Annotated in this window: 21 protein-coding genes and 1 riboswitch; of the genes, 9 read left to right on the top strand and 12 right to left on the bottom strand. The window is 34.3% G+C overall.

What is annotated here, in order from left to right:
* Positions 1–26 precede the first annotated feature (26 nt).
* The 3 genes from CHB81_RS06690 to CHB81_RS06680 form a co-directional block, all read right to left on the bottom strand.
* Positions 27–2027 (bottom strand): TonB-dependent siderophore receptor, encoded by a 2001-nt coding sequence (locus CHB81_RS06690; RefSeq protein ID WP_254920998.1) that lies wholly within the window; start codon positions 2025–2027, stop codon positions 27–29.
* Positions 2028–2179: 152 nt separating this feature from the next.
* Positions 2180–2415, bottom strand: a riboswitch (cobalamin riboswitch).
* A 166-nt stretch (positions 2416–2581) separates the two neighbouring features.
* On the bottom strand, positions 2582–3325 hold the full coding sequence (locus CHB81_RS06685; protein WP_141130363.1) for a hypothetical protein: 744 nt from the start codon (positions 3323–3325) through the stop codon (positions 2582–2584).
* A gap of 22 nt (positions 3326–3347) precedes the next feature.
* Positions 3348–4004 carry a LysM peptidoglycan-binding domain-containing protein gene (locus tag CHB81_RS06680; RefSeq protein ID WP_089351112.1) on the bottom strand — a complete coding sequence of 219 codons (657 nt, stop codon included), beginning with the start codon at positions 4002–4004 and terminating at the stop codon, positions 3348–3350.
* 456 nt (positions 4005–4460) lie between these two features.
* On the opposite strand from CHB81_RS06680, the gene CHB81_RS06675 reads away from it, so the two are divergent.
* The gene (locus tag CHB81_RS06675; RefSeq protein ID WP_089351111.1) at positions 4461–7139 is read left to right on the top strand and encodes a T9SS type A sorting domain-containing protein; all 2679 of its coding nucleotides are present in this window, start codon (positions 4461–4463) and stop codon (positions 7137–7139) included.
* Between the two features lie 220 nt (positions 7140–7359).
* Here the strand turns inward: CHB81_RS06675 and xylA are convergent, their stop codons facing one another.
* Entirely contained in the window at positions 7360–8685 is a 1326-nt protein-coding gene (gene xylA / locus CHB81_RS06670; protein ID WP_089351110.1) for a xylose isomerase, read from the bottom strand.
* 441 nt (positions 8686–9126) lie between these two features.
* Between xylA and CHB81_RS06665 the strand changes: the two genes are divergently transcribed.
* Positions 9127–11751: a phosphatidylglycerol lysyltransferase domain-containing protein gene (locus CHB81_RS06665; protein ID WP_089351109.1), complete on the top strand. Its 2625-nt coding sequence runs from the start codon at positions 9127–9129 to the stop codon at positions 11749–11751.
* A 389-nt stretch (positions 11752–12140) separates the two neighbouring features.
* On the opposite strand, the gene CHB81_RS06660 is transcribed toward CHB81_RS06665, so the two are convergent.
* The 4 genes from CHB81_RS06660 to metN form a co-directional block, all read right to left on the bottom strand.
* Positions 12141–12920, bottom strand: coding sequence for a polysaccharide deacetylase family protein (locus tag CHB81_RS06660; RefSeq protein WP_089351108.1), 780 nt, complete (start codon positions 12918–12920; stop codon positions 12141–12143).
* 151 nt (positions 12921–13071) lie between these two features.
* Positions 13072–13890 carry a methionine ABC transporter substrate-binding lipoprotein MetQ gene (gene metQ, locus CHB81_RS06655; protein ID WP_089351107.1) on the bottom strand — a complete coding sequence of 273 codons (819 nt, stop codon included), beginning with the start codon at positions 13888–13890 and terminating at the stop codon, positions 13072–13074.
* Positions 13891–14103: 213 nt separating this feature from the next.
* Positions 14104–14757 carry a methionine ABC transporter permease MetI gene (metI, locus tag CHB81_RS06650; RefSeq protein ID WP_089351106.1) on the bottom strand — a complete coding sequence of 218 codons (654 nt, stop codon included), beginning with the start codon at positions 14755–14757 and terminating at the stop codon, positions 14104–14106.
* Complete coding sequence (gene metN, locus CHB81_RS06645; RefSeq protein WP_089351105.1) at positions 14750–15781, bottom strand: methionine ABC transporter ATP-binding protein MetN; 1032 nt, start codon at positions 15779–15781, stop codon at positions 14750–14752. Before metN ends, metI begins: the two co-directional genes overlap by 8 nt.
* 607 nt (positions 15782–16388) lie before the next feature.
* Between metN and CHB81_RS06640 the strand changes: the two genes are divergently transcribed.
* A complete protein-coding gene (locus tag CHB81_RS06640) occupies positions 16389–16631 on the top strand; it encodes a hypothetical protein (protein ID WP_089351104.1) in 243 nt (80 codons plus the stop codon).
* A gap of 85 nt (positions 16632–16716) precedes the next feature.
* Here the strand turns inward: CHB81_RS06640 and CHB81_RS06635 are convergent, their stop codons facing one another.
* Both CHB81_RS06635 and CHB81_RS06630 read right to left on the bottom strand, forming a co-directional pair.
* Positions 16717–18792 (bottom strand): beta-galactosidase, encoded by a 2076-nt coding sequence (locus tag CHB81_RS06635; RefSeq protein ID WP_217899716.1) that lies wholly within the window; start codon positions 18790–18792, stop codon positions 16717–16719.
* A 195-nt stretch (positions 18793–18987) separates the two neighbouring features.
* A complete protein-coding gene (locus tag CHB81_RS06630) occupies positions 18988–19866 on the bottom strand; it encodes an NAD(P)H-binding protein (RefSeq protein ID WP_089351103.1) in 879 nt (292 codons plus the stop codon).
* Between the two features lie 99 nt (positions 19867–19965).
* Between CHB81_RS06630 and CHB81_RS06625 the strand changes: the two genes are divergently transcribed.
* Entirely contained in the window at positions 19966–20346 is a 381-nt protein-coding gene (locus tag CHB81_RS06625) for a helix-turn-helix domain-containing protein (RefSeq protein ID WP_089351102.1), read from the top strand.
* A 68-nt stretch (positions 20347–20414) separates the two neighbouring features.
* A complete protein-coding gene (locus CHB81_RS06620) occupies positions 20415–21053 on the top strand; it encodes an FMN-dependent NADH-azoreductase (protein ID WP_089351101.1) in 639 nt (212 codons plus the stop codon).
* A gap of 109 nt (positions 21054–21162) precedes the next feature.
* On the opposite strand, the gene CHB81_RS06615 is transcribed toward CHB81_RS06620, so the two are convergent.
* The gene (locus tag CHB81_RS06615) at positions 21163–21603 is read right to left on the bottom strand and encodes a GNAT family N-acetyltransferase (RefSeq protein ID WP_089351100.1); all 441 of its coding nucleotides are present in this window, start codon (positions 21601–21603) and stop codon (positions 21163–21165) included.
* Between the two features lie 84 nt (positions 21604–21687).
* Positions 21688–23154, bottom strand: a complete 1467-nt coding sequence (locus tag CHB81_RS06610) for a PLP-dependent aminotransferase family protein (protein ID WP_089351099.1) — start codon at positions 23152–23154, stop codon at positions 21688–21690.
* A 78-nt stretch (positions 23155–23232) separates the two neighbouring features.
* Here CHB81_RS06610 and CHB81_RS06605 point away from each other — a divergent pair, with 78 nt between their 5' ends.
* From CHB81_RS06605 to CHB81_RS06585, 4 genes are all read left to right on the top strand, one after another.
* Complete coding sequence (locus tag CHB81_RS06605; RefSeq protein ID WP_089351098.1) at positions 23233–23676, top strand: DoxX family protein; 444 nt, start codon at positions 23233–23235, stop codon at positions 23674–23676.
* A 189-nt stretch (positions 23677–23865) separates the two neighbouring features.
* A complete protein-coding gene (locus tag CHB81_RS06600; protein WP_089351097.1) occupies positions 23866–24042 on the top strand; it encodes a DUF3606 domain-containing protein in 177 nt (58 codons plus the stop codon).
* Between the two features lie 738 nt (positions 24043–24780).
* Positions 24781–25617, top strand: a complete 837-nt coding sequence (locus CHB81_RS06590; RefSeq protein ID WP_089351095.1) for a sulfite exporter TauE/SafE family protein — start codon at positions 24781–24783, stop codon at positions 25615–25617.
* 4 nt (positions 25618–25621) lie between these two features.
* Positions 25622–26011: a DUF1634 domain-containing protein gene (locus CHB81_RS06585; protein ID WP_254920992.1), complete on the top strand. Its 390-nt coding sequence runs from the start codon at positions 25622–25624 to the stop codon at positions 26009–26011.
* Positions 26012–26068: the final 57 nt, after the last annotated feature.

Genomic DNA, 26068 nt, shown 5'->3' with positions numbered 1-26068 from the left:
ATTTTAATTATTAGTATCTTTTTATATTAAAAATTTAAGGACATGCTCAGGCGATAATTTCTCCCGGGCATCGGAAAATTCAAAACCACATCATAATATTGATTGAATATGTTGTTTACCTCTGCTCCTATTTTCACCGGAAGTTTTAGCAATTTTCCGTCCCAGATTAAAGCCATATCACTCGTGTACCAAGGCTTTACATAATTTACCGGAATGTTTGCTTTCTGGCTGTAGCGTTCTCCGGTGTAAATAAAACTATAGTTGAGCTGCCAATTTTTCCAGCTTACAGACGAAGTTGCCGTACCGCTGTTTATTGGAGTATACGGAATCTGATCGCCATAAGTAGTGCCTTTTGACGTAACATCTATTGCTTTTTGATAGGTATAACTCAAACCTAAATCGAGAAATATTTGCTCTGGAAATCGGAATACGAAGTTGGTATTAAGTTCAAAGCCTGTGATATCAACTTCGCCAAGATTCATCATGGTCCATCTAAATAAATTGGCAGATGGCATGGCGACAATTTTATCTTTTACGTGATTATAATAAACATCTGCCTGAAACGAAGCCGATTGTAGAAACTCTTTGGGTTCAATAATGTATGTTGATCCAAAATCGTATTGTGTAGTAAATTCAGGTTTTAAAGAGCTGTTTCCAATAAAAGTGTAATACAAATCATTGAAAGTTGGCATTCTGAAAGATTCCTTATAAAAAGCCCTGACTCTGAAATTTTTAGTATCAAATGGCTGGTAAGAAGCCGACACAACCGGACAAAAAACATGCTGACTGTCTCCTTGCTGATAATATTTAACCTGTTCATCAATATAAGCACCTAGAAAATTTGCCTGAATATCAAGTCTTGACCAATGCATTTCTGTAGATAATGCTCCCAAGTAAGAATATCTCGTTGGATACGGAAATCGGTATAAATTGGCATCAAGCGTATTAATAGAAAAATCTGTTGCGAGCGATACCTTCCACCATTCCTTAATCGTATATTGATTTACAACCGATGCATAAAACTCGTTTTGGTAGTATTTGTTATCCAAAGCTCCTTGCAGCGTTTTGTAATCAGGATCGATGTATCGGCTATAATCTCTGCTGAATTTTATATTGGCAAGTAATTCGTATTTCTCAGAAAATGAATTTTGAAAAGAACCGTGAACAAAGAAATTCCTGTCCCATTGTCGCTGCACAGATTCATATTTATTGGCTACAATTGCTCCCGGAAGTCCTCGCTCTGAATCGTAATAATATGCTTTTAACGAAGCCTGCCCTGTATTTCCAAGTTTTGCATGCAAGGCTAATTCGCTTCTTAAAGCCATAATATCTCCATTTTTTCTGACAGCAGTAGTATCATAACCATTTGTTTTTTGGTATCTGTACTTGTATTTTCCATCGGCTTTAAGCCAATCTGTACTTACTGTAAGGGAAAAAGTAGACGATAATTTTTGCTGATAAAGAAAAGAAGGATTAAAAAGTCCAAAAGAACCTGTTTTTAAAGAAGCCTTGATTTTAGTGGTTTTACCCGAAGAAAAATCAGGAATTTTAGTCTTTAAAAAAAGTGTATTTGAGGAGAAAAAACCTCTTGCAGGCTGAAAAATAGTAGACTTTTGACCATTATAAAGTTCAATGGCTTCAATATTATCCAGTGAATATTTTCCTAAATCTACTTGCCCGTTTTGAGCATTTCCTACGCTCATTCCGTCGTAGAAAACTGCGGTATGTGCGCTTCCTAAACTTCTAACGTTAATGGTTTTTAAACCACCAATTCCGCCATAATCCTTCAATTGCACACCCGAAAAATAACGCACAGCATCTGCCACAGATAAACTGTTTAGCTTTTCAAGTTGTTTACCTGACAAGATTTGAACAGGCATAGGAGATTCAACTTTAAATTCACGCTTGCTTGTGGTTACAATAACCTCATTCAATTGATGCTTTTTTAAAGAATCTAATTCCTTATTATTCTTTGGAGGATTATTCTGTGCATAAATTGGATTCCAAAATAAAATCCATAAAAGCACAAACAATCCACCATGTTTTAGGCAAAAACGCCTATTTTCACATAAGTGCATAGCAAAATACTCTATTTAACTAAATAGTTGTTAACGGTAAAATCGAAATCAAATGTTAGTTTGATATTTGTGTTTCTCTCAAAGCTTTGGTCCACGAAAGCTTGAAAATTATATGCAGTGGCAGGTCTCCTGACTTATTCCCATTTTGATCAGCCTTCCCACATTTGAAAAAATGCAGTGGCAAAAGATTTGATTTCAAAAGCTTAAAAAAGCCATTAAATCAGCCAAAATGTTGCATGGAATTTACAGTAACGGGCTTGTTCAGGATTTGCACCTGATTCCCTCTTCGTTAGCTAAACTCGAAAAGAATAGCTAAACCATTGCGAGCGCAAAGATACATAAACACTTTAGTTAATATCTAATTTCTTAAAAAAAACCAAAATCAAAAAACTATCCAATTATAAATCAAATATTTATATGCAGAATTATTATTATAGACTGAACCGACTGCAAAAGTATTAAGCAGGATTCGAAAAAAAATAAGATAAATAATAGGCGAAGTTTTATCTTCCGGTACATTCCAGATACCCTTCTCGCTGAGCTGAGTTTTGGCACCAGGTTGACATTGGAACAATATAGGCGTCCGGTCGTCTTTCTTTTGCTGTAATCAATACCTTTTCAGCCTCTGTTCGATTATTTGTGACTACAATACTCCTGTAAGATTTATCCCGAAGATAGATCACTGCATTAGAAATATTGTACTTGCGTTTGAAAATTGCAACTTCATCCTGCGCACTTTTAAGCGTCGAATCACCTCCCAGCACTACTCCCCATGTACTACTTTCGTTAAGTGCTTTTTGGGCATTTTCAACAAGAGCAGCATTTGAAGTAATTGTCTTATTTACAGATGCCTGAACAAGACTGGATTCTTTTTTGATTTTACTGTTTTTTGCCAAAACCTCAGTGATACGTTTTTTCAAATCAGGATTATTAGTTTCATTTTTTACTTCATTCAGTAAATTCGAAACTGAATCTAATTGTTTTCCTAATATAGTAATCGTTGCTTTAGAATCTTTTAAAGCAATGTCTGATTTTGTGATACCTTTTTTCCATTTCATCCCAATTATACTGCCCTCTTCAAAACCCGCTCTTACCATTATGTCATTGAATGTTTCGGGACATAATGTTAACGCCAGAAAGACAATAAGCAGAATAAAATCTCTCAATAATGCAGCCAGATCTTTTCCGGTTGACACCCAACCGGAAAAGAATGATGTAGACGTGGTACTATTTTCTTTATCGCTCATGATTTCTTTTTTTAATATTATATTAAATTCCGGAGAATCTTCCCCATAAAGCATCAGCGCGATTAAAGACAGTTGGCGCAGTTTCTTGAATTGAATCATTGTATTTCGAAAAATTTCCGGAACTGCAATGAATCACTTTTTTCATTTTTTCATTCTCTACTTCAGATACAATTCCCACGTGACCTATTTTTGGGCCAGCTCCATAAACCACAATGCAGCCCACTTCAGGCATATTGATTTTTTCAAAAATACCTGCGCTACTATTAACATCTTTTTCCATTGAATCCGTATAAATCCATCCGCCGTATTTTTGATAAAAAGGAATTGTTGTTTTTCTTGACAATCCTAATACCCAGCAAACAAATCCGCTGCAATCGCATTCATTGTTAGAGGTTGGTAATCCTAAAGCTGGATTTATTCCTCCGGCTCCTAACTTATACTTTATTTTTTTACCAATAGCTGTTCTTGCCCTTTCTACTAGCTTATTGGGATTTTCGGCTATTGCAAATACTTCCTTTTCAGGAACATCTTCTATATTGGGAATTTGAATGAGCTGACCAATATAAATGTGATCAACATTTTTAATGTTTTTATTAAAAGCTAAAATTAGATCAATAGAAATCGAAAACTTTTTAGCAATTTTTGATAAGGAGTCGTTAGGTTTTACTTTGTAGAACATGTTTTTTGATTTTAAGAGGTTACACTTAATTATTTGAAAATGATTCAAAAATGAACCTTTCTACAACAATCAAAAAAATAAAACTTATGCTAAAACATTTTAAAGATGTTTTATTTGTTGTTAAAGGCTCTGCATTTAAAAAACTGATTAATTTTCTTATCAAATTTAACTCTTTAAAAAATACTTCAAACAAGTATAAATACTTGTTTTTCAAATAAATAATAACAAAAAATCAAATTTAAATTACAACAGAATATGTTTTAAAATATCCCTAAAACCACTTCCTTTTATAAGCACCATTCGCATGACATCAATAAACATATACCGCAATTAAGTCACTAAAAAATAATTAAATCAATTATTTTTTAACATTTTACACATTACATTAATATTTTTCTTATCATTGTAGCACAGTATAGTATAGTACTGCATCTTAACTATTTAAAATAAATTATTATGCAAGAAAAAATTACAAAGGAAAAATTTTCGGTTAAAGTATTTTTTACCGTCATAGTATTATTATTTGCCATTTGCAGCTCAGCTCAGACTTATGAATTCGAAAACGGCACGCGTACCAATAACGCCAACATTCAAAACTGTGATGCCTGTTCCGGCAAAATAGTAGGTAATTTGGGTGGCGATAGCAGTGTTTCTGTAAATGTTACCGTATCTGCCACTGGCTGGTACAATTTGCAATTATTTTATTGTACCGGTGATCCGCGAACGATTCGGTTAACGGCAGGTTCGGCGACCGCTATAGCGATTCCGTGTGAGCCAAGCGGTGGCTGGAGTACCGCAGCTTCAAAAAACATAAGTGTCTATTTAAACAGCGGAACCGCTACTCTGCTTTGGGATAACACGAGTTCGTGGGCGCCAAATTTAGATAAATTTGTTTTGACTCCTATGGGCGCTTCCAGTACGCAAACAGTGAATTTTGGGAGCAATAATAGTGTGGTTTACAATTTAACTAACAAGACCTATAACGTAAAATTTAATGGTGCAACGGTAGTTACCAATGCATCGGCTTATGCTTTTAGCGACCAGCAATATGTTAGCAGTAATTTTGCAACAGCTGTTTATACTTCAGAATCCTTTACAGATAATATTGGCAGTGGTACCAAGCATATTTTCACTTTAAGTGGAAATTATACATTAGGCATGCAACAGATTTTTTATACCTATACCAATAAAAATTATCTTGCCGTTCAGGTTGTCCTTACAGGAAATGGCTCTAATTGCTATAAAATGTCTCCATTGACGAGTTATCAGGTTACGCCAAATTTTGGCAACGGAGACACCAGAGCAGTCTTTGTGCCTTATGATAATGATGCATGGGTTCGTTACAATGCATATCCGCTTAACTCGGCTGATTTTACAGCGTCTGAGGTTACTAATATTTACAACAATACCAATCGTAAAGGTTTGGTGATTGGTTCCCTTGAACATACAAAATGGAAAACCGGTATTACTGTAAATGGTGGCGGAACCTCATCTGCTTATGTTTCGGTTATTGCGGGATGGACAAAAAAGGAAGTTACAAGAGATACACGTGGTCATGGTTGGGTAAATGTTGGTCAGACGAGTTGTCCTTCACCAAAAGTAATTATTAGTGCTAATGACGATTGGCGATCTGGTTTTGAAGAATTTGCTCAGGCAAATGCAGCGCTGCAACCTAAATATATTTTTAACTGGACGGCTCCAAAACCTATAGGTTGGAACAGTTGGGGCGCGATGCAGACTTCTATCAACTTAACTAAAGTGAATGCGGTTACAGACTTTTTTCATGACGATTGTCCGGCATTCAAAACCGAAGACAACACTTTATTCATCGACCTTGATTCATATTGGGATAATATGACTGATGCGCAACTGGCACAATTTGTTACGTATGCTAAAAGCAAAGGTTTTAAAGCAGGTATTTATTGGGCTCCGTTTGTAGATTGGGGTAAATACAATCGCCAGGTCGAAGGCAGTTCGTACAATTATAATCAATGTTGGACTACAGTTAACGGAAGTCCTTTTGAACTTGATGGTGCTTATGCGATGGATCCTACAAGTCCGGGAACTAAAGCTAGAATACATTACTTCATCAACCGTTTTAAAGCAGCCGGTTTTGAGATGGTAAAAGTCGACTTTTTGACGCACGCCAGTATAGAAGCCGATAGTTTTGTGAACTATCAATTGCATACAGGTATGGAAGCTTATCAGGAAGGGATGAAATACTTAATTGATGAGATTAATGGAACAATGTTGGTCGAAGCGGCAATTTCGCCAAATATTGCAACAGGACCGTATGTGCATGTGCGCCGTATTGCCTGCGATGCTTACAGCAGTATTGGCGATAGCGATTATACGCTTAACAGCACTACTTATGGCTGGTGGCAAAATCAGATATATGATTATCTGGACGCTGATCATGTTGTATTTGGAAGTGTTACTGCGGGAGAAAACCGTGCTAGACTTTTAAGCAGCGTAGTTACGGGAACGATTACTAGTGGTGATGATTTTTCTGTTGCAGGTACCTGGAAAGCAAAAGCACAGTCTCTTTTACAAAATAATGACGTAATGAATGTTGCCCGCGCCGATGTAAACTTTCGTCCTGCTGATGGAAATACTGGGTATAATGCTGCTAATGTTTTCTCGGCTACGGATAATGATGTTACTTATGTTGCCGTATTTAATTATAGTGATGCAGTAGTGACTAACAACGTTAGTTTAAGTCGCCTTGGTTTAGGATCTGGAACTTATACGGTTAAAGAATTATACTCCGGTACAACAAGTACAACACAAGGAACATTAAGTGTTCAATTACCTAAGGCAGATGCTGCTTTGTATGCTATATCGCTGGGATCGGTTCTAAGTACTCCTGGTTATTTTAAAACTGCTGCAACGAACTATGTTTTCCCAAATCCGGCATCGAATACTTTCAGAATAAAATTTGATCATTCGATTAATGGCCCGGTTGCGCTTTCTATGTATGACACTGCGGGCAAAGAAGTATGGAAATCGACTATTGTTGCCGAAGATATGATTACTTCTGAAATTCCGGTAAATGGTCTGGCTAGAGGTGTTTATATGATCAAAGCTTCTACAGAAGGAAACTCGATACAGAGCTTTAAATTCGTTAAAAACTAAAGTTTATAATTTGCCCTGATTCTAAACTAAAAATTCTTTTCCGTCTAAAGTTATTAGGAAGAAAAAATAAGTCAAAAGTATTCTCTTTCCTACTCTGGTTTTGATTGATTTAGAAATTATTTCATGAAGATTATAAAGCAAAAAATCCCATTTCGCACTGAAATGGGATTTTTAATTATTTTAGATCATTGTCAAACCTTGAAACTTTGACAATGTTTATTTAAATATATCGATTGACAATATTCTCAAAAAGTTCTTGTTTTCCACTTTGTAATTCCAGTTCTCCATTTTCTCGCGCAATAGCGTACAGGTCTTTAAAGTCCAATTTACCTTCTTCAAATTCTTTCCCTTTTCCGCTATCGAAAGAACTGTAGCGCTGTTTTCTTAGATTTTCATAAGATGAAGAAGTCATAATTTTATCTGCTGTCAACAAAGCTCTTGCAAAAATATCTGCACCTCCAATATGCGCCAGAAAAATATCCTCCATATCTGTAGAGTTTCTTCTGATTTTTGAATCAAAATTTACTCCGCCTCCCTGAACTCCTCCGGCTTTCAGAAAAACCAACATTGCCTCTGTAACATCCTGAATATTGTTTGGAAACTGAGAAGTATCCCAATTATTCTGATTATCACCTCTATTAGCATCAATACTTCCTAACATTCCTGACATTGCCGCTACTTCAAGTTCGTGCTGAAAAGTGTGCTGAGCCAATGTTGCATGGTTTACTTCTATATTTAGTTTAAAATCTTTCTCTAAGCCATATTTATGTAAAAAACCAATAGTAGTTGCGCAATCAAAATCGTATTGATGTTTAGACGGTTCCATAGGTTTTGGCTCAATCAAAAAGGTACCTTTAAAACCTTGTCCTCTCGCATAATCTCGTGCCTTTTCTAAAAATCTTCCCATATGATCCAGTTCTCGTTTCATATCTGTATTCAATAAAGTCAGATATCCTTCGCGGGCTCCCCAAAAAACATAATTTTCGCCATTAAGCGCAATAGTCACATCTAAGGCCAGTTTTACCTGAGCAGCGGCTCTGGCAACTACCTTAAAATCCGGATTTGTAGCTGCTCCGTTCATATAACGTGGATTAGAAAAACAATTTGCAGCGCCCCATAGCGCTTTTATACCTGATGCATCTTGTTTTTCTTTTATATAGTCTGTCATAGTGGCTAATCGCAACTCTGATTGAGCAAAAGTCTGTCCTTCCTGAACCAGATCATAATCGTGAAAACAATAATAATCAAAACCCATTTTGCTTATAAATTCAAAAGCAGCATCGGCTCGATTTTTAGCAGCCTGAATTGGCTCTCTAAATTCGTTCCAGGCAAGAGTTTTAGTTGCTTGTCCAAAAGTATCCGCACCATTACCGCCGAAACTGTACCAATAGGATATAGCAAATTTAAAATGCTCACGCATGGTTTTACCTGCGACAATTTGTTCCGGATTGTAATATCTGAAAGCTAACGGATTATCTGAATCCTTTCCTTCAAAATCAATTTTATCAATTCCTTTATAATACTCTTTGTCTCCTAAAATTACCATTTTTTATACTTTAACATTAACCTAATTTTTTGCTTTAATCCTTATTGTATACAGAACCAAATATATAATTTAAATGATTATCTGAAAATAAAAATATGCTTCAAAATTTTATCTTAAAGCATATTTTGTTATAAATTAAACACAATAAAATAACTAAACTAACAAAATATCTCCTTAAAAATATCAATTTAATAATTTTAAGATCCGTACAACTTTCTTTTAAATCGCTATCTAAATGTACATTAAAATTTTGATTTAAATTGTTTTTCAATTAAAATTTAATAAGTTTTTACTTTATAAAAAAAACAACTTATTTTTAATTCTTTCCTTCCTTCAGATTATCTCAACAAAACTCTAATCAATTGGTTTTTAAACAATAAATCAATATAAAAAACAAAAAAATGTAGTATTTTTATAATAAAGTAAATAAGTGATTCCACTATGAAAGAAATAAAAAACACAAAAACAATTTTAAACTCCATAAAAAAAAGAGTGTTAAATTTCTTCTCTAAAAATGGCAAACTACTAGTGCAAATTGTCTTGACATTTATCTTTTTTCTTATCGCTTTTTCGTTTATCAAGGAAGAACAAAGCGAACTTTATCAAATCAAAAACAGCATTACCGAAGCAAAACCAATTTGGATCTTAGTTGGCTTTCTAATTGCTATATCCTATATTTTTCTGCAAGGTTTAATGTATGTTGTTTCATTCTCGGCAATTGGCTCAAAAATCACCCTGAAAGATGCTACAGCTTTGTTTCTAAAGCGCAATTTTATAAGTGTGTTTATTCCTGCGGGCGGCATCACTTCGCTTTATTTTTTTACGGAACCTTTGTTAAAAAAAGGGACTACAAAAACAGAAGTTCACTTAGCTTCTGCAATTTACGGCTTTGTTGGTATTGTATCAGTGGTTCTTTTTGCTATACCATTATTTCTTTTTTCATTATTAAAAGGATCTGTCGGTTATGACGAATGGTTGGTTTTAGGTCTCGTAATCGTCATTATTCCGCTTTTTGTTCTTTTGTTTAATTCCTTAATTCAGAAGGGAAAACTCCATAGGTTTATTTTAAGAAGCTTTCCTAAAATCGAACCATTTTTAATTGATTTACAAGAACATAAAATCAACCGAAATAAGTTTTTAAAAATCGTTCTTTGCTCTGTAATAATTGATGCTGTTGGAATCGCGCATATTTACATTGCTATGAAAGCACTGCAATTTGAATCGTCCCTTTTTGCAGCAACAATGGCTTATGTTGTTGCAGTTATTTTTCTTATTATTTCTCCATTTTTAAGAGGTTTGGGAGCTGTCGAAGTTTCGATGGGCTATATATTAATTAAATATGGCTTTAATAATATGGAAGCGGTTGCAATCACATTATTCTATCGTTTTTTCGAATTCTGGCTTCCATTATTTGCAGGTATAATGCTGTTTGTTTCCAAAATTCAGAAGCTTTTAATGCGTATTATTCCGGCCTTGCTTTTGCTGATTCTTGGTATTGTCAATATTGTTTCTGCGATTACACCGGCGATCCATAGCAGACTCCATACGCTTAAAGATTTTTTGCCTCTCGAAGCAATCCATACTTCAAATTATCTGGTATTATCAACAGGACTATTTTTATTAGTTACTTCAGCATTTATGCTAAAAGGTCTTCGCATAGCCTGGTGGTTTGCTGTACTATTATCTGTAGTCTCTTTGATAGGAAATCTAACCAAAGCCATTGATTTTGAAGAATCTATTATTGCTCTTCTGGTACTTTTTGTTTTGATTGCCACAAGAAAAGAATATTATGTAAAAACAAATCCAAGACTTGGTATCATTGGTTTGCAAACCTCTTTATTAAGCATTCTCGCGGTTCTTATTTATGGTGTTTTAGGCTTTTATTTCTTTGATAAAAAGCATTTTAATATTGATTTTAGTTTAGAACAATCTATTCAATATACGATTCAGAATTATTTTCTTATTGGTAGTGACAATCTCCATCCAATAGGAACTTTTGCAACGCATTTTTTAGCTTCACTCAAGATTAGCGGATTCCTTTCGTTTTGTTTTTTAATCTATACTTTGGTAAAACCGTCGATCTTAAAAAACACAGCTACTGATGAAGAAAAAGAACTCGTAACTGAACTCATGCACAAATACGGAAACTCAAGTCTGGGCTATTTTAAAACCTATTTTGATAAATTATTCTTTATTTCTGAAAGCAAAAATGCCTTTATTTCGTATCGATTAGCAGGAAATTTTGCCGTTGCTTTAGAAAATCCTGTTGGAAGTTCTAATGAAGAAATTAAGCTTTGTATTCTTGAATTTGATAAATTTTGTTACGATTTTGGACTTAGAAGTATTTATTATAGAATACCTCAGGCGAGCCTGAAAACATACACGGATATTGGCAAAAAACACTTTTTTCTGGGACAAGCTGCGGTCGTTGATCTCAGGGAATTTCATCTGGAAGGACAAAATCGGAAATCATTGCGAAATGCTTTAAAAAAAATCACTGATCTTGGCTTACAGGCAACAATAAATGAACCACCAATAAAAGATGGATTACTGCAACAAATTAAGGCTGTAAGCGACCAATGGCTTCAGGAAACTTCGAGAAAAGAAATTCTTTTTTCGCAAGGAATTTTTCTGTGGGAAGAGCTTAAAAAACAAACTATTATTACCGTCGAAAACAACGAAGGAAAAATTCTCGCTTTCATAAATATCATTCCTGATTATGCTAAAGACGAAAGCACTTATGATTTGATTCGAAAAACTGACGATGCGCCAAATGGTATTATGGATTTTATTATGGTCGCACTTTTTAATTATCTTAAATCTAAAGACATTACCTATGTCGATCTTGGTTTAGCGCCCATGAGCGGAATCGAAAACCCGCAGACAATTCAGGAAAAATCAATGAAATATGCGTACGAAAAAGTAAGATCCTTTTCGCATTATAAAGGTTTACGCAACTTCAAAGACAAATTTTCACCTTCATGGCACAATCAATATATTGTTTTTAATGACGATTATGATTTAATTCAAATACCCCGAATTTTGACTAAAGTGATAAAGCCTTAATTACTTATATTTAACACATAGAGTCATAGCTTTTTATGATGTATTAAAGGTGTTTCACTTAGCATTAATACACATAGCTATGTGTGAAGAAATGTTTTTTGCCACGAATTACACGAATCATTACGAATTATATTATGTAAATACACGCGACGCAATGTCATTAAGTTAAGTTTTAAACACAATCCCTTTGCGATCTCAAAGCAAAGCGCAATTCAAAAACCTTTGAGAACTTTGTGTAATCCTTTGCTCCCAATAGCTATCGGGATTGAGTAAAATTTTCTGAAGCAAAAATCTATTCTTCTATGTGTTGAGTTTTTTTTTAGCCACTAATTACACGAATTATCGCGAATTTTAATTATGTAAAAAAGTTGCAATCTCAATAATCAGTTTTACTTCTGGGGAACCAAATCGTCTAAATCCGATAAAGTATAGAATTTAAGATCGTTTTGTTTCATGTATTTACAGATAAACTCGAGAGTTTCGATTTTTGTCTGGTAATTTTCGGTTACATTATTGACTGTTTTATGACCACAAAGAAGTAAGATTTTATTATGCTTTTTGGCATAAGCCAATAATTCTAAAAGATACGGAATACTAAAATGAATGTGGCTGTTGTCAATATCAAATGCAAATACAATTTTTGAATTATTAAAATAACTGTCTTGTTTCTCCGGAACTTCACCTCCAAAAGCTCTTCCTCTGATAATTTTAAATTCCTTAGATAATGCATTATCAAGTGCATCAGATCTTTCTCCATAAGGATATGCAAATGTGGTTACTTTAAACGAATGTCTTTTCATGGACTCCATCATAGGATCAATTTCCTGCTTCATGTATTGTGTGATCCCATACTTTTTAACAAACTTTATAGCATTGTAATGGTGGTATCCGTGACCTGCAATTTCATGTCCCTCTTTTTGCATTTCAAGAAGTTTTTTAATCTCAGGCGCACCAATAGAATCAATTCGGCAGACATTAAAAGTTGCTTTCCAGCCGTACTTTTTCAAAGCCTTATCAGCATTATACCATTCGTCTACGTAAGCATCATCAAAAGACAAAATAACACCTGCTTTATAAGCTTTGGGCTCTTGTTTTTGCTTTTTGGATTCGCAGGAAAATAAAGTTAAGAACATTAAAAACACTACTGTTTGAGAAAAAAAAACCTTCATAAATTATTTTCTGGATTATGTAATTATTGTATAAGCGCTTTTAGCAGATTATACATTCTGATTGCTCAAATATAACCCTTTTCAAGGTTCTACAAATAAAAAAACTCATCATTATCTGATGAGTTTTAGAGTAAAATTGAAATTTAATATATTACCAGCCTTTTACAGCTCCGCCTTTAAATTCGCGAATAGCTGCCTGCTCAACTTCTGCTGATTGAAAAGCTTTTACAAATTGTTGGATTTTCTCTTCTTTCTTGTTGTCTTCACGGCTTACGATAAGGTTTACATAAGGTGAATCTTTATCCTCTACAAACAAAGCATCACGTGCAGGAACTAATCCCGCCTGAGAAGCAAAAGTATTGTTGATGATTGCAATCGTAACATTTTGATCGTCTAAAGCTCTTGGTAATTGAGGTGCTTCCAATTCTAATATTTTTAGATTTTTAGGATTCTCTACAATATCTGTTACTTTAGGTAATAACCCCACATTTGGACGCAATTTCAGTAAACCGTTTTTTTGTAAAAGCAATAAAGAACGTCCCCCATTTGTTGGATCATTTGGAATAATAATCGTGCTTTCGTTTTTTAATTCCGAAAGGTTTTTGATCTTTTTAGAATAACCTGCAATTGGATAAATAAAGGTTTTTGCAATTATCGCTAATTTATAACCGCGTTGTTTTGATTGTTCGTCAAGATATGGTTTGTGCTGAAAAGCATTTGCATCGATATCACCTTGGCTTAAAGCCTCATTTGGAATTACATAATCGTTAAACGAAACCAATTCTACATCAAGACCGTATTTGTCTTTTGCAACTTTTTGCGCTGCCTGAGCCACTGCATATTCAGGTCCTGCTGCCACTCCAACTTTTATATGGTGCGGATCATCGTTTTTACTTTTCCCACAATTAGCCAATGATAATGACAAGGTTATAACTCCGATTGTTTTTAAAAATTTTATCTTAGTAATCATTCTATTTTTTTAATTTATAATTAATATTTATCTGTTGTGTTTTTTAACCGCAGAGGTCGCAAAGCTTTTTCACGCAGATTTAAAAAGATTTAAGCTGATGAACGCAGATTATTAAATTCAAATCTGCTTAAATCTGCCAAATCTGCGTGAAACAAAAAATTATTCACTTAAATAAACTTAGCGTCTTTGAGCCTTTGTGGCAAACTTATTCTATTATCTATGATCAAATCGTTTTGATAAGCTGTCGCCCGCAAATTGTATCAGAAACACCAATAGTACAAGCAATGCCAAAACTGAGTTCATGGTTACAGCATCGTAGCCAATGTATCCGTATTGATATCCAACTTGCCCTAAACCGCCTGCTCCAACGGCTCCACCCATTGCTGAATATCCTACAAGTGTAATCAACGTTATGGATGCTGCGTTTATTAACGATGGTAAAGCTTCAGGAAGTAAAACTTTATAGACAATCTGCAAAGGTGTTGCGCCCAAAGCTCTTGCTGCCTCGATTAATCCTGAAGGCAAACCTAATAGACTATTTTCTACAAGTCTTGCAATAAATGGTGCTGCGCCAATACTTAACGGAACTAATGCTGCACTTACACCAATTGAGGTTCCTACAAGTGCGCGTGTAAACGGAATCATCCAAACGATTAATATAATGAATGGAATAGAACGAAAAATGTTAACCAAAACAGATAACGCTCGGTTTAAAACCGGCTGTTCTAATATTTGATTTTTTCGGGTCAGGAAAAGTAAAATTCCTGTTGGGAGTCCCAGTACAAAACCAAAAAAACCAGACACAAATGTCATAACAATAGTTTCCCAAGTGCCTTTTAATAATAATTCAAAAATGGATTCAGACATAACCTATGATTTCTGTTTTAATGTGTTTAGAAATAAAATATTGAATTGCAGCTTCGTAATTTTCACGTTTACCGGACAATTCGATCAGCATAACGCCAAAATTAACGTCGCCAGCCTGATCCATTTGTGCACTTACAATTTTAAAATTGGTGTCAAATAATCTTGAAACTTCAGAGATAACGGGTTCATTTACTGATTTTCCGGTCATTTCAAGTCGTAACAACGGACTTAAACCTTCACCATCTTCTTTTTGAAGTCTCTCCTGATAAACCGTTGGAATATCAATATGTAAGGATGACGAAATAAATTCTTTTGTCAGTTCATGTTTTGGATCTGCAAAAATTTCTCCCACACTTCCCTGCTCTATTAGTTTTCCATGGCTGATTACAGCAACTTCATCACAAATAGATTTTACAACTTCCATTTGGTGGGTAATTAGTAAAATGGTGATGTTAAGACGACGGTTGATATCTTTCAATAAATTCAGAATCGATCTTGTAGTCGCCGGATCCAATGCACTCGTGGCTTCATCGCATAATAGCACTTTTGGATTGTTTGCCAAAGTTCTCGCAATTGCTACTCTTTGTTTTTGCCCACCCGAAAGACTTGCAGGATAATCGTTTGCTTTTTCGGCTAAGCCAACTAATTGCAGTAATTCTAAAACACGAGTTTTAATATCTGATTTTGAAGCTCCAACAAGTTCTAAGGGAAAAGCAACATTCTCAAAAACAGTTCTGGACGAAAGCAGATTGAAATGCTGAAAAATCATTCCGATTTGTCTTCTTTCAATCGCAAGCTGTGCATTTGACAATTGTATTAATGATTTTCCATCTACGATAATCTCTCCGGAAGTTGGTCTTTCAAGTAAGTTTACACATCGAATTAATGTGCTTTTTCCTGCTCCCGAAGTTCCTATTACGCCAAAGATTTTGCCTGGAGGAACTTTTAATGAAACATCTGATAAAGCCGATACAATTCGGTTTTTCTGATGGAAATTTTTAGTAACATTTTTTAACTCAATCATTTTTTATTCAAGTTTATTTTGGGCAATACTTTTTTATTACTTTATAATTTAATTCCTTTTTTAAAATAAAAAGACCTTTCAAGTGTTTATGAAAGGCCTTAAAATAAATTAAACTCTTATATCAGCCAGATCAAAACATATGCATAGCAAAATCACAACACATTATCATGCTGCAGCTATAATACATTATATTCTGGTTATTGTTTTTCATTTGTGCGGCAAATTTAAAGAGTTATTTTTAATTTTTACGCATAAAACGCTAAAACTTTTATTATCCTATCAACATAATAGGTTATTGCACAACAAAGATTATCAAATCATTAAAAAATGACACGTTTTAAACCTTATTTCATCTCTTATTTTGATTTCTAAAATCTCCAAAAGAACTAAAAATCAGACATATCGAAATTTTTCGTACCTTTTCTATGCTAAAAGTCTGTTAAATACCCCCTTGTCTATAAAACTAAACTGTCAAATTTTACGTATATAGAGAAACACGGTAGTCTGGAATGGTATATATTCAAATGGTAGTAGGTTTTTGGAACATATTGAATTATATCACACTCCAGACTATCGTTTTTTATTTAGCTTTAAAAATAGACCCAGATTGAAAAAGTTAGACGTCGAGAAGTTAAAAACCGCTCTGTTTTATTTGGAAAGTAAGCAACGAGAAGTAAAAAGAGGCCTTTACAATGACACCCGAAGTATTGAATCATTGATAAAATATCTAAAAAAAGATATGATCGAAGGATTTTACTTGTTTCATTATGATCCAAAAATTAAACGAGAGATTAAGAACACGGACACTTTTATTAATAATGTAAAAAACATTATAGAGAAAAATACTTAATCGATTCTAAAAAATAAAAAGCCCCAAATAAAAATTCGGAACTTTTTCGTAATTATAAATATCTATAAAGTGGATCTTCTACTTTTTATAATTCTTCTAAAACAGTAAATCCCCAAGCTGGCAGGGTAATTTGGCTTTGTGATACCTGTTTTTCATCTGTCAATAAAACTTTTGCTTTTCCGTAAGGATAAATAAATGATTTAGATTCTGCTGAGTAATTAAAGTAGTAATGAATAACCTTACCCAATTGATTTGTTCCTGATTTCACGACAATTGGAAACTTCAATTCCTGATCTTTTCCCCATAAACCAGCATTCTTAACTGCTCCTTCAAGCACTTTTTCTGTAATTGATGTAGTTGCTCCAAAACCTATATAAGTAGCAACACCTTTTCCGTAATTATTTTGTGTCACTGCTGCATAAATTCCCCAAACCGGATGATCGTACCAAGCTAAAACTTTTGCTGTAGTTGGCACTAAAAGTTCCATCCATTTCTCTGCTTTGTTCTGCTCTGCTCCTACTTGAAACGGGTCGTTTCTCAGGCTTACCTTTTCAGGAATTGTAAATTCTGAATAAGTAATTCCGCAAGCTTCACTAATAATTCCCGGCTGACGAACGGTTCTTACTTTATTGTGTTCATCAGCAAATCCACTTTTAAAAGTATAAACAATATTTCCTCCATTCTTTACAAAATTATTCAAACGAACCAATAAACTATCTGGCGCAGCATATAAAGCCGGTACGATAAGCAATTTGTAATTTTCTATTTGAGTACTTGACGGATCAACAAAATCAACACCAACATTCATTTTATAAAGAGCATCATACATTGGTCTCAAAATACCATTGTAACTTCCGGGACCAAAAGAATTATATGCTGTCAAAGCCTCATTACTGAATAAAATAGCAACATCATTTTTCTTTTTAAGATGAAGTAAATTAGGGCTTAACTTCTTAAAATCGGCACCAATGGTTTTTGCTTCATCATAAGTTGGATTTGGTTCAAAATCATGACTCAACAATCCTTTCCAATACGTTTCTGCCGAATTGTGAATGGAATGCCAATGCCAATACGAAACCATATCTGCACCAGAAGCCAAATGACTGAAAGCCTGTAATCGCAACTGACCAGGATAAGGAACCCATTCTGGAAAACCCTGTGCTTCTGTTTCAATTACAAAATAATTTTGTCCACCTTTCATGGAACGTGCAACATCACCTCCAAAAGAAATTTCTAATCCCGTAAGTTTACTTTGCGATGGATGATAAATATCGACACCGGAAATGTCTAATACTTTTGAAGCCGCAAAATGATCTACTTCCGGCTGAATTCCGTATGAATGTCCCCACCAGTCAAAGTCAAAATTCTGAGTAACAAACTGATCCGGCTTTTTGTATTCGCGTACAATTTTAGATTGCCATCCTAAATATTCTGTAACCAAAGACCGCTGAAATTTAGCAAACTCAGCATTCAAACTCGCATTAATACTTCCGTTTACGGACGGAAAATCATTCCAATTATTAATTCTATTGCTCCAATAATCTAAGCCAAAGATTTTATTTAAATCGTCAAGCGAAGGATATTTAGCCTTCATATACGTCACAAATTGCGCCTGTACATTGGAACCGCTTGTTCCGTAGGCTTTCGTTTCATTATCAATTTGATATCCAATAATTGCGGGATGGTCTTTAATGTGTTCCAGCATTTTTCGGATTGCTTTTTCGGCATAGGCTCTAAAATGTATGTTTGTAATATCCATATTCTGGCGTGGACCATATTGATTTGGACCTTTGTTTGTAATCGCAAGTACATCAGGATATTTTTTTACCAGCCAGGTAGGAACTGCATAAGTTGGTGTTCCAATAATAACACTTATACCTGCTTTTTGCATGGCATTGAGCACACGATCAATATGACTAAAATCGTAAATACCTTCCTGTGGTTCCATAGTACTCCAGGTAGATTCGGCAATACGGACTACATTGATACCGGCTTCTTTCATCATTTTCACATCTTTATCAAGACGTTCATAAGGCATATATTCATCATAATAAGCAACGCCATAAAGCAATTTATCCTGCTTTATTTGTGCAACAATCGAATTAAAGTTTAAAACAAACGTAAAAATAATACTTATAAGGATAGGTGATTTTTTGTTCATACCGGTAGATCTTTTTTACGAATATAAATAAAAAAGTGTAAAAACAACACTTTATGTATTACCTCAAACAAAGACATTGTTACAAGCAGAGAAAAAAGAAGTAAATTATTAATCAAGTTTGTCAAAAACTAAACAATTAATGATATAAAAATACTAAAAAAAGAGCTGATCCTAAAATCAGCTCTTCAATGAGATTTAGAAACTTGCAGCAAATTCTTTTGCAAAATCTTCTAATTTTGTCGTTCCATCAACAGAAACTTTATGGGTTAAAAAGTCTTCCTGAATTTTTCCGCTTCTTAAACCAGCACCCATTTCTGTATATAATCCGGCCACTTCGTCCGGTAATCCTGCCTGTTTCATTCCGCCAAGAGATTGTTCGTCTGTAAATTCTACCCATGGTAATTCTGGTTTACCAATTGCCAGACCTAAAACTTTTGCAACATCATTTGGTGTGCGGACATCACTAATAATGTAACGAATGTTTTTTTCAGCTGTTGTTTTTTGTAACTCTTCGGCAGCTGCGGTTGCGATATTTTCAGGATGTACAAAAGGCATTTTAGTTTCTGCTGAATAATTGGCACCAATAATCCCCGCTCCTTTTATCATCGGAACATCATTGTACAAATTCGTATAGAAAAATCCGGCACGAAGAAAAGTAACCGATACATTTTCTAATGTTTCGTAAATTTTCTCAATATTGTGAAGTCCCGTAATTGGACCAGTTCCGCCAGGTAAATCAGCACCAATACTACTTAGCATTACAACACGTTTAACTCCCGCAGCTACAATTGCTTCTGCGATCGCTTTTCCGGCATCAGTCGTATTTGCAATGATATTTGAACCTCCTATATTTGGCGGCGTTAACGCAAAAACAGCGTCAGCTTCGGCAAATGTGTTTTTCAAAAAAGTAGCATCACCAACAGATCCAATTGCGGCTTTTGCACCCAAAGCTTCAATAGCTTCTACTCTGTCTGCATTACTGCTTACTACCGTTACCTGATTTCCTGATGCGATAAGTTTCTGAGTCAAAGGTTTTCCGATGTTTCCTAATGAACCTAAAATTGTAATTTTCATATCTTATTATTTTTATGGTGTAATTGTTTTTTTATTATCTGTAACAAAGGTACATTTGTACTAACTTTTATACAAGTACTTACCCTAAAGTATGCACAAATGACAGCAATTAAAGAATCGTCGACTATTCAGGAAAATAAGCAATATGCCTTAGAAAAATGTCCTGTAACGTATGTTATGGAAAAAATTGGCGGCTATTGGAAACCTATTATTATTTATCATCTTTCTGGCGGAAGTAAACGCTACAGCGAATTAAAAAGAGCTATTCCGGCAGTGACAGAGAAAATGTTGATTCAGCATTTGAAGCAGCTCGAAGCTGATAATCTTGTTATTAGAGATGCTAAACCGGTTGTTCCGCCTTTTGTAACCTATCGTTTGAGCGCTGCCGGAAGTGGGCTAATGCCAGTTATTGAAGCAATGGCAATCTGGGCTTTTAAGGACAAAGAAGATGGGTTTAACGAAACTTCATCTGGACTGTAGTTTTTATGTAAATTGGTATAGAAAATTGGTCCACTACAATAATACTTTTGTATAAAAATTTTATCCAAATGAAGAAAGTATTAATTTTAAATTCAAGTGCCAGAAAGCATAATTCTAAAAGCCGAAAACTTACCGAAGTATTCACAGAACACTGGAAAAACATCCATAATGACCTTATCAATTATCGGGATTTAGGCGAAAGTCATGTTCCTCACATCAATGAAAATTGGATTGCAGCAGCTTTCAAACCCGAAGCTTTAAGATCTTTGCAAGAAATTGAAGCCCTAAAAACAAGTGACGAATATATTACCGAGTTACGCGAAGCCGACGTTATTGTAATTGGTGCGCCTATGTATAACTGGTCTATTCCCAGTACCCTTAAAGCTTATATCGATCAGGTTTTGAGGGTTAATGAAACCTGGAAACTTAATCCGGAGAATATGCAGAATCCGTATATTGGTTTACTTCAAAACAAAACTGTATTTCTATTACTTTCCAGAGGTGCTCAGGGTTATGAAAAAGGGGAATACAACGAACACATGAATTTTCAGAGCAATTATCTGAAAACCGTTTTTAATATTATTGGCATTACTAATATTCATACGGTTACCATAAACGGAGAAAGCTTTGATCCTGAAAAATATCAGCAATCTATACATGATTCACATCAGATGATAAAAACACTGATTGAAAAGGAATTAAACTGATTTTATTCAACACGAATTTCACGAATTATCACTAAATCTTTCGTGAAATTAATTACGAACCAAATTTACCATTTCAATTAATGCAAATTTGTGAAATTCGTGTTTAAAATTACTTCTTTAATCGATTAGACAAATGTACAGCAGTCAATTCAAATCCGTTTTTTAAATATACTTTTTGAGCAGTATTGTTTGTAAAACCTGTATCCAGAACTACAGCTTCTTTGCTGAGCGAAATCGCGATTTCTTTTACATGATTTAATAATTGAGTAGCAAAACCTTTTCCTCTATACTCTTCGAGCGTGCACAAATCGTCAATATAAATAATGTTTCCGCTATGCAAAGAAGTCATAATTCGATATCCTGCAAAAGCAACAACCTTATCACCATCCATGATTCCGGCGATGCTGTACTTTTCGTTTTGCATCATTTCTGTAATAGTTGCGTTCCAGTTATTTCTATCCAAATGTGGTCTTAAAACATAAGCTACATCCCAACATTGATTGATTTCTGTTGTTGTTTCGATTTTTTTAATCTGATAAATAGACTCCATAATTGTGTTGTTTTTGTACAAAATTAGGCTAGTGATCAGAATGTAAAATACCCCAATTCTAAAATCGATAGTGGTCCAGAAGTCTTATTGAAGTACGTTTTTCAGAATAGCTAATGCTTTTTCCATTTCAATTTCGGTCAAAGAAGCAAATCCCATTCGAATTGCATTTGGAGAGAAATTATCGTTTTTATAAAAATTGCCGTTACTAATCGAAAGCCCTTTTTTAGAAGCTTCATCAGACATTTTTATTAAATCGATATTTTCCTTAAAATTTGCCCAAACTGCCAATCCGCCTTCCGGAATCCTGAAATCTATTTCATCTTTAAAATCAGAAGTCAGAAGTTCACAAAAATGATTTCGGCGTTGTTTGTAGATTTTTAATGATTTTCTAAAATGCCTTTCCATTTCTCCATTTTCAAACATTATTGCAAAAGCTTCTTCGAGAAGAGTATCACCTTGTCTGTCAATCATTTTTCTTAAGGATGCTGTAGCTTCAATAAACGCAGGAGGTCCAACCATAAAACCAATTCGCAAAGCGGGTGCAAAAGTCTTTGAAATCGATCCTATATAAATCACATTCTGATTGTGATCGATACTTGCTAAAGGTAAATAAGGTTTGTTATCGTAATGAAAATCAAAATCGTAATCGTCTTCTATAACTGCAAAACGATATTCTTTGGCCAGATTCAGTAGTTTTAAGCGGCGCTCCATACTCATTGTTACGCCCGTTGGGCAATGGTGATGCGGAATAATATAAACTGCTTTTATCTTTTTGTGTTTCAGGACTTCCTGCAAATAATCAACATCCATTCCGTTATCGTCCACCGGAATCCGTTCTAAATTTGCGCCACGATATTTAAAAGTATCATCGGCAGTTATAAAACTCGAAACACCAACAGCAATCGTATCATTTGGATTTAGAATTAACTGCGACGCCAGATAAATTCCCATTTGACTGCCTTTTGTAATAATAATATTTTCGGGCGAAACCACTAAACCACGCGTATTAGAGAGATAATTGCAAATCGCAATACGAAGATTTTCAGACCCCATTGTACTGCCGTATTTCAGGAAATTTTTGCCGTAAAACTTTCGGGATAAACTTCGGTATTCCCGCATCAATTGGTCTATTGGCGCCAAGCGAACATCGGGGAAACCATCATCTATAACCATAGGGTCTTTATGAATAATTTTAGCCGACAAAGCCAATTCTTTCTCAAAGTTATTCGTCCATGAAAAACCTTCCTGAAACTGGCTATTATTGATTTCCGGCAATTTTACTTTTGAAATTATCGGCAATTTCGAAAGTACAAAAACTCCTTTTCGATCTACAGATTCTGCCCAACCTTGGCTTATTAATTCTTCATAAGCCAACTTAACCGTATTTCTGTTAATCCCAATTAACTCTGATAAAACACGAGAACTTGGCAACACATCTGACGGTTTCAGTGTTCCATTAGTAATCAACGAAATAAAAGTATTACACACTTGTATATAAAGTGTGATTGGCGATTGGCGATCGATTTGAATTAAAGATTTATACGGTAACATCTGGGCTGTGGTTTTTGTGCAAATTGGCTCACAAAGTTACCCAACATCTTTTTACTTTTACATAAAAAATTTATCCAAATGAAAAATATAACAATACCACAAGCCGGTTTAATTTTAAGGATCGTTTTAGGAATCACCATGTTATCTGCGGTTGCAGATCGTTTTGGACTTTGGGGCGCGCCCGGAAATCCGGGAGTAGCATGGGGAAACTGGGAAAATTTTATTGCCTATACCCAAACGCTAAACTCTTTTGCAAGTAAATCTCTGGCGGGAATATTAGGCACTTTGGCTACCTTTTTCGAAATTGTATTCGGTATCTTCTTAATCATCGGATTCAAAACCAGAATCGCAGCTTTTGGAACTTCAGGATTAATGCTGCTTTTTGCTTTAAGTATGGCGATTTCGGTTTCTATAAAAGCTCCGTTTGATTATTCAGTTCTAACAAGTTCTGCAGCGGCATTATTACTTTCTACCATTGAAAGAACTTCTTTTGCATTTGATAATAAGTTTAGGAAAATATAAAATTCAGAAAAAATAAGTTTCAAAAAAACTCCCTTTTGGGAGCTTTTTTTGTTGTTATATTTTTAGAATAAATCTAATGCGATTATGGATTTCCATAAAGTAGCTGATTATTAAAGGGCAATCTTTGTTTTACATTGAAAACTCATGTGCTGGAGTAAAATCAGCTAAATAATAATCAACTTTTATATTATGTCTGATGATTTAAAAAAGAAAAGACCTCAAGATGCCAGTAAAATTAGTCTTACTGAAGCATGGGAGGTTGACTACTGGTGTAAAGAGTTAGGAATTACTGAAACTAAATTGCGTGAAGCAGTTAAAGCAGTAGGTCATACTACAGCAGCGGTAAGAAAATATCTTGGTAAATAATATTACTAACGGTATCAAAAAGAGGCAGTTTAATACTGTCTCTTTTTTTTTGTGATATTCTTAAACCAAACATTTCCAATCACCTAAATCCAAAACATGGGAATTTTATAACTTTTTTCTTAAATTATATAAAAGTTTACAAAAACTAAATCTGCAAATTACGGGCATTATCGGAGATATTCTATTCCTGACTGTGTTTAAGCATAAATTTTAGTCGTTTTAAAACACCTTAAGCCTTAATTATTCTCCATATTATTGTTTTTTTAGTAAATTTTAATAAAGCAAAAAGATTGGAAAAATTAAACATTCAACGATTAAAAAGGAGTTTACAATATCTTGAAAGTAAACAGAGAGACTTAACAAGACAACAGGAAAACGATACCCGAAGTATTGAATCAATGATAAAATATTTAAAGAAAGACATAATCCAGCAGTTTAAACTAACTGATTATGATCTATCCATTAAACACGAAGTTAAGAACACTGAAATTTTCATTAGCAGTGTACAAAAAATTATAGAGATGAACTCTTAAAGTCTCGATTTAAGAATTTGGTCTTTATTATGGTATGCGTATAATTTTTGCCCCAAATTACACTAATTTACATCAATTCCATTTCGGATAATTTGTAAAATTGCTTCGCCTGTTTGCTATTTTACTTTTTAAGGATTTTTTAAGCTCCTAAACTTTTCACCAGAAAATATCAATTCGTAAATTAGCCAAAACAAAATTTATTCGAATGACTGTACTTACATTTACGCTGATTATGATTCTTGGTGCTTTTTTAGCAGGTTTTATTGGTTCATTATCAGGTTTAGGTGGCGGAATCATAATTATTCCGCTTCTAACAGTCATTCTTAATGTCGATATTCATTATGCAATTGGTGCCGCTTTGGTTTCTGTAATTGCAACTTCTTCTGGTTCAGCTTCGGCTTATGTAAAAGAAGGAATCACAAATATGCGTTTAGGAATCTTTCTCGAAATTGCTACAACAATTGGAGCCGTTTGCGGAGCGTTACTTTCTACAATTGCACCAACATCCTTTATAGCCATATTATTTGGACTTACTTTAATTTTCTCAGCTATTAATTCTCTTCGAAAAAAAGAAGAGCATATCGTTTTAGAATCAAGTCCGTTAGCCAAAAAACTACGATTAAGCGGAACTTATCCCACACACGATGGTGAAGTAGTAAGTTATGGAACCAAAAATGTCGTTGGTGGTTTTGGTATGATGGGAATCGCCGGAATGATGTCCGGATTATTAGGGATTGGTTCTGGCGCTTTTAAAGTGATTGCAATGGATAATATCATGCGAATTCCGTTTAAAGTTTCTACTACAACCAGTAATTTTATGATGGGTGTTACGGCAATGGCGAGTTCTGTAATCTATATTCAAAAAGGTTATATCGAACCCGGAATTTGTATGCCTGTCGTGATTGGAGTCTTGTTTGGAGCTATGGCCGGAGCCAAAGTATTAGTGCGAACAAATCCTAAAAAACTACGAGTATTTTTTGCCTGCCTGATTTTTGTACTTGCAGTGAATATGATTTATAACGGAATTAATGGAAAAATATAAGGTTATGCAAAACGAAAAATTTGGAGAAAAAGATTTTCAAACCATCATTGGAAATTTATTGCGCTACGGTGTCTGGACTTCTTTGTCTGTGGCTTTTATTGGTGGAATCGTTTATTTATTAGGACACAGCTCAGATATAGAAGACTACTCGGTATTTCATGAAAATGACCGCAATATATTCGAAGTAATTTCGGCTATTTATAAAGGTGCAATTCAGGGAAATGGAGAATCTTTAATTTTTGTTGGAATTATTTTACTCTTTCTAACGCCCGTTTTCCGTGTATTACTTTCTTTATTTTCTTTCCTTTTAGAAAAAGATTACCTGTATGTAATAATCACATTAATCGTTATTTTGATTATTTTGACAAGTGTTTCTTTTGGATTTTCACATTAGATAAAACAGTATTTTTTATTAATTCTCCTTATCGTTTTTGGGTAAAATGGTATCATA

It is taken from the genome of Flavobacterium sp. ov086 (assembly GCF_900187965.1).
In the GTDB taxonomy this organism is placed as follows: domain Bacteria; phylum Bacteroidota; class Bacteroidia; order Flavobacteriales; family Flavobacteriaceae; genus Flavobacterium.
Note: the sequence above shows the minus strand (reverse complement) of the source record. Positions and strands in the feature narration are given on the sequence as shown.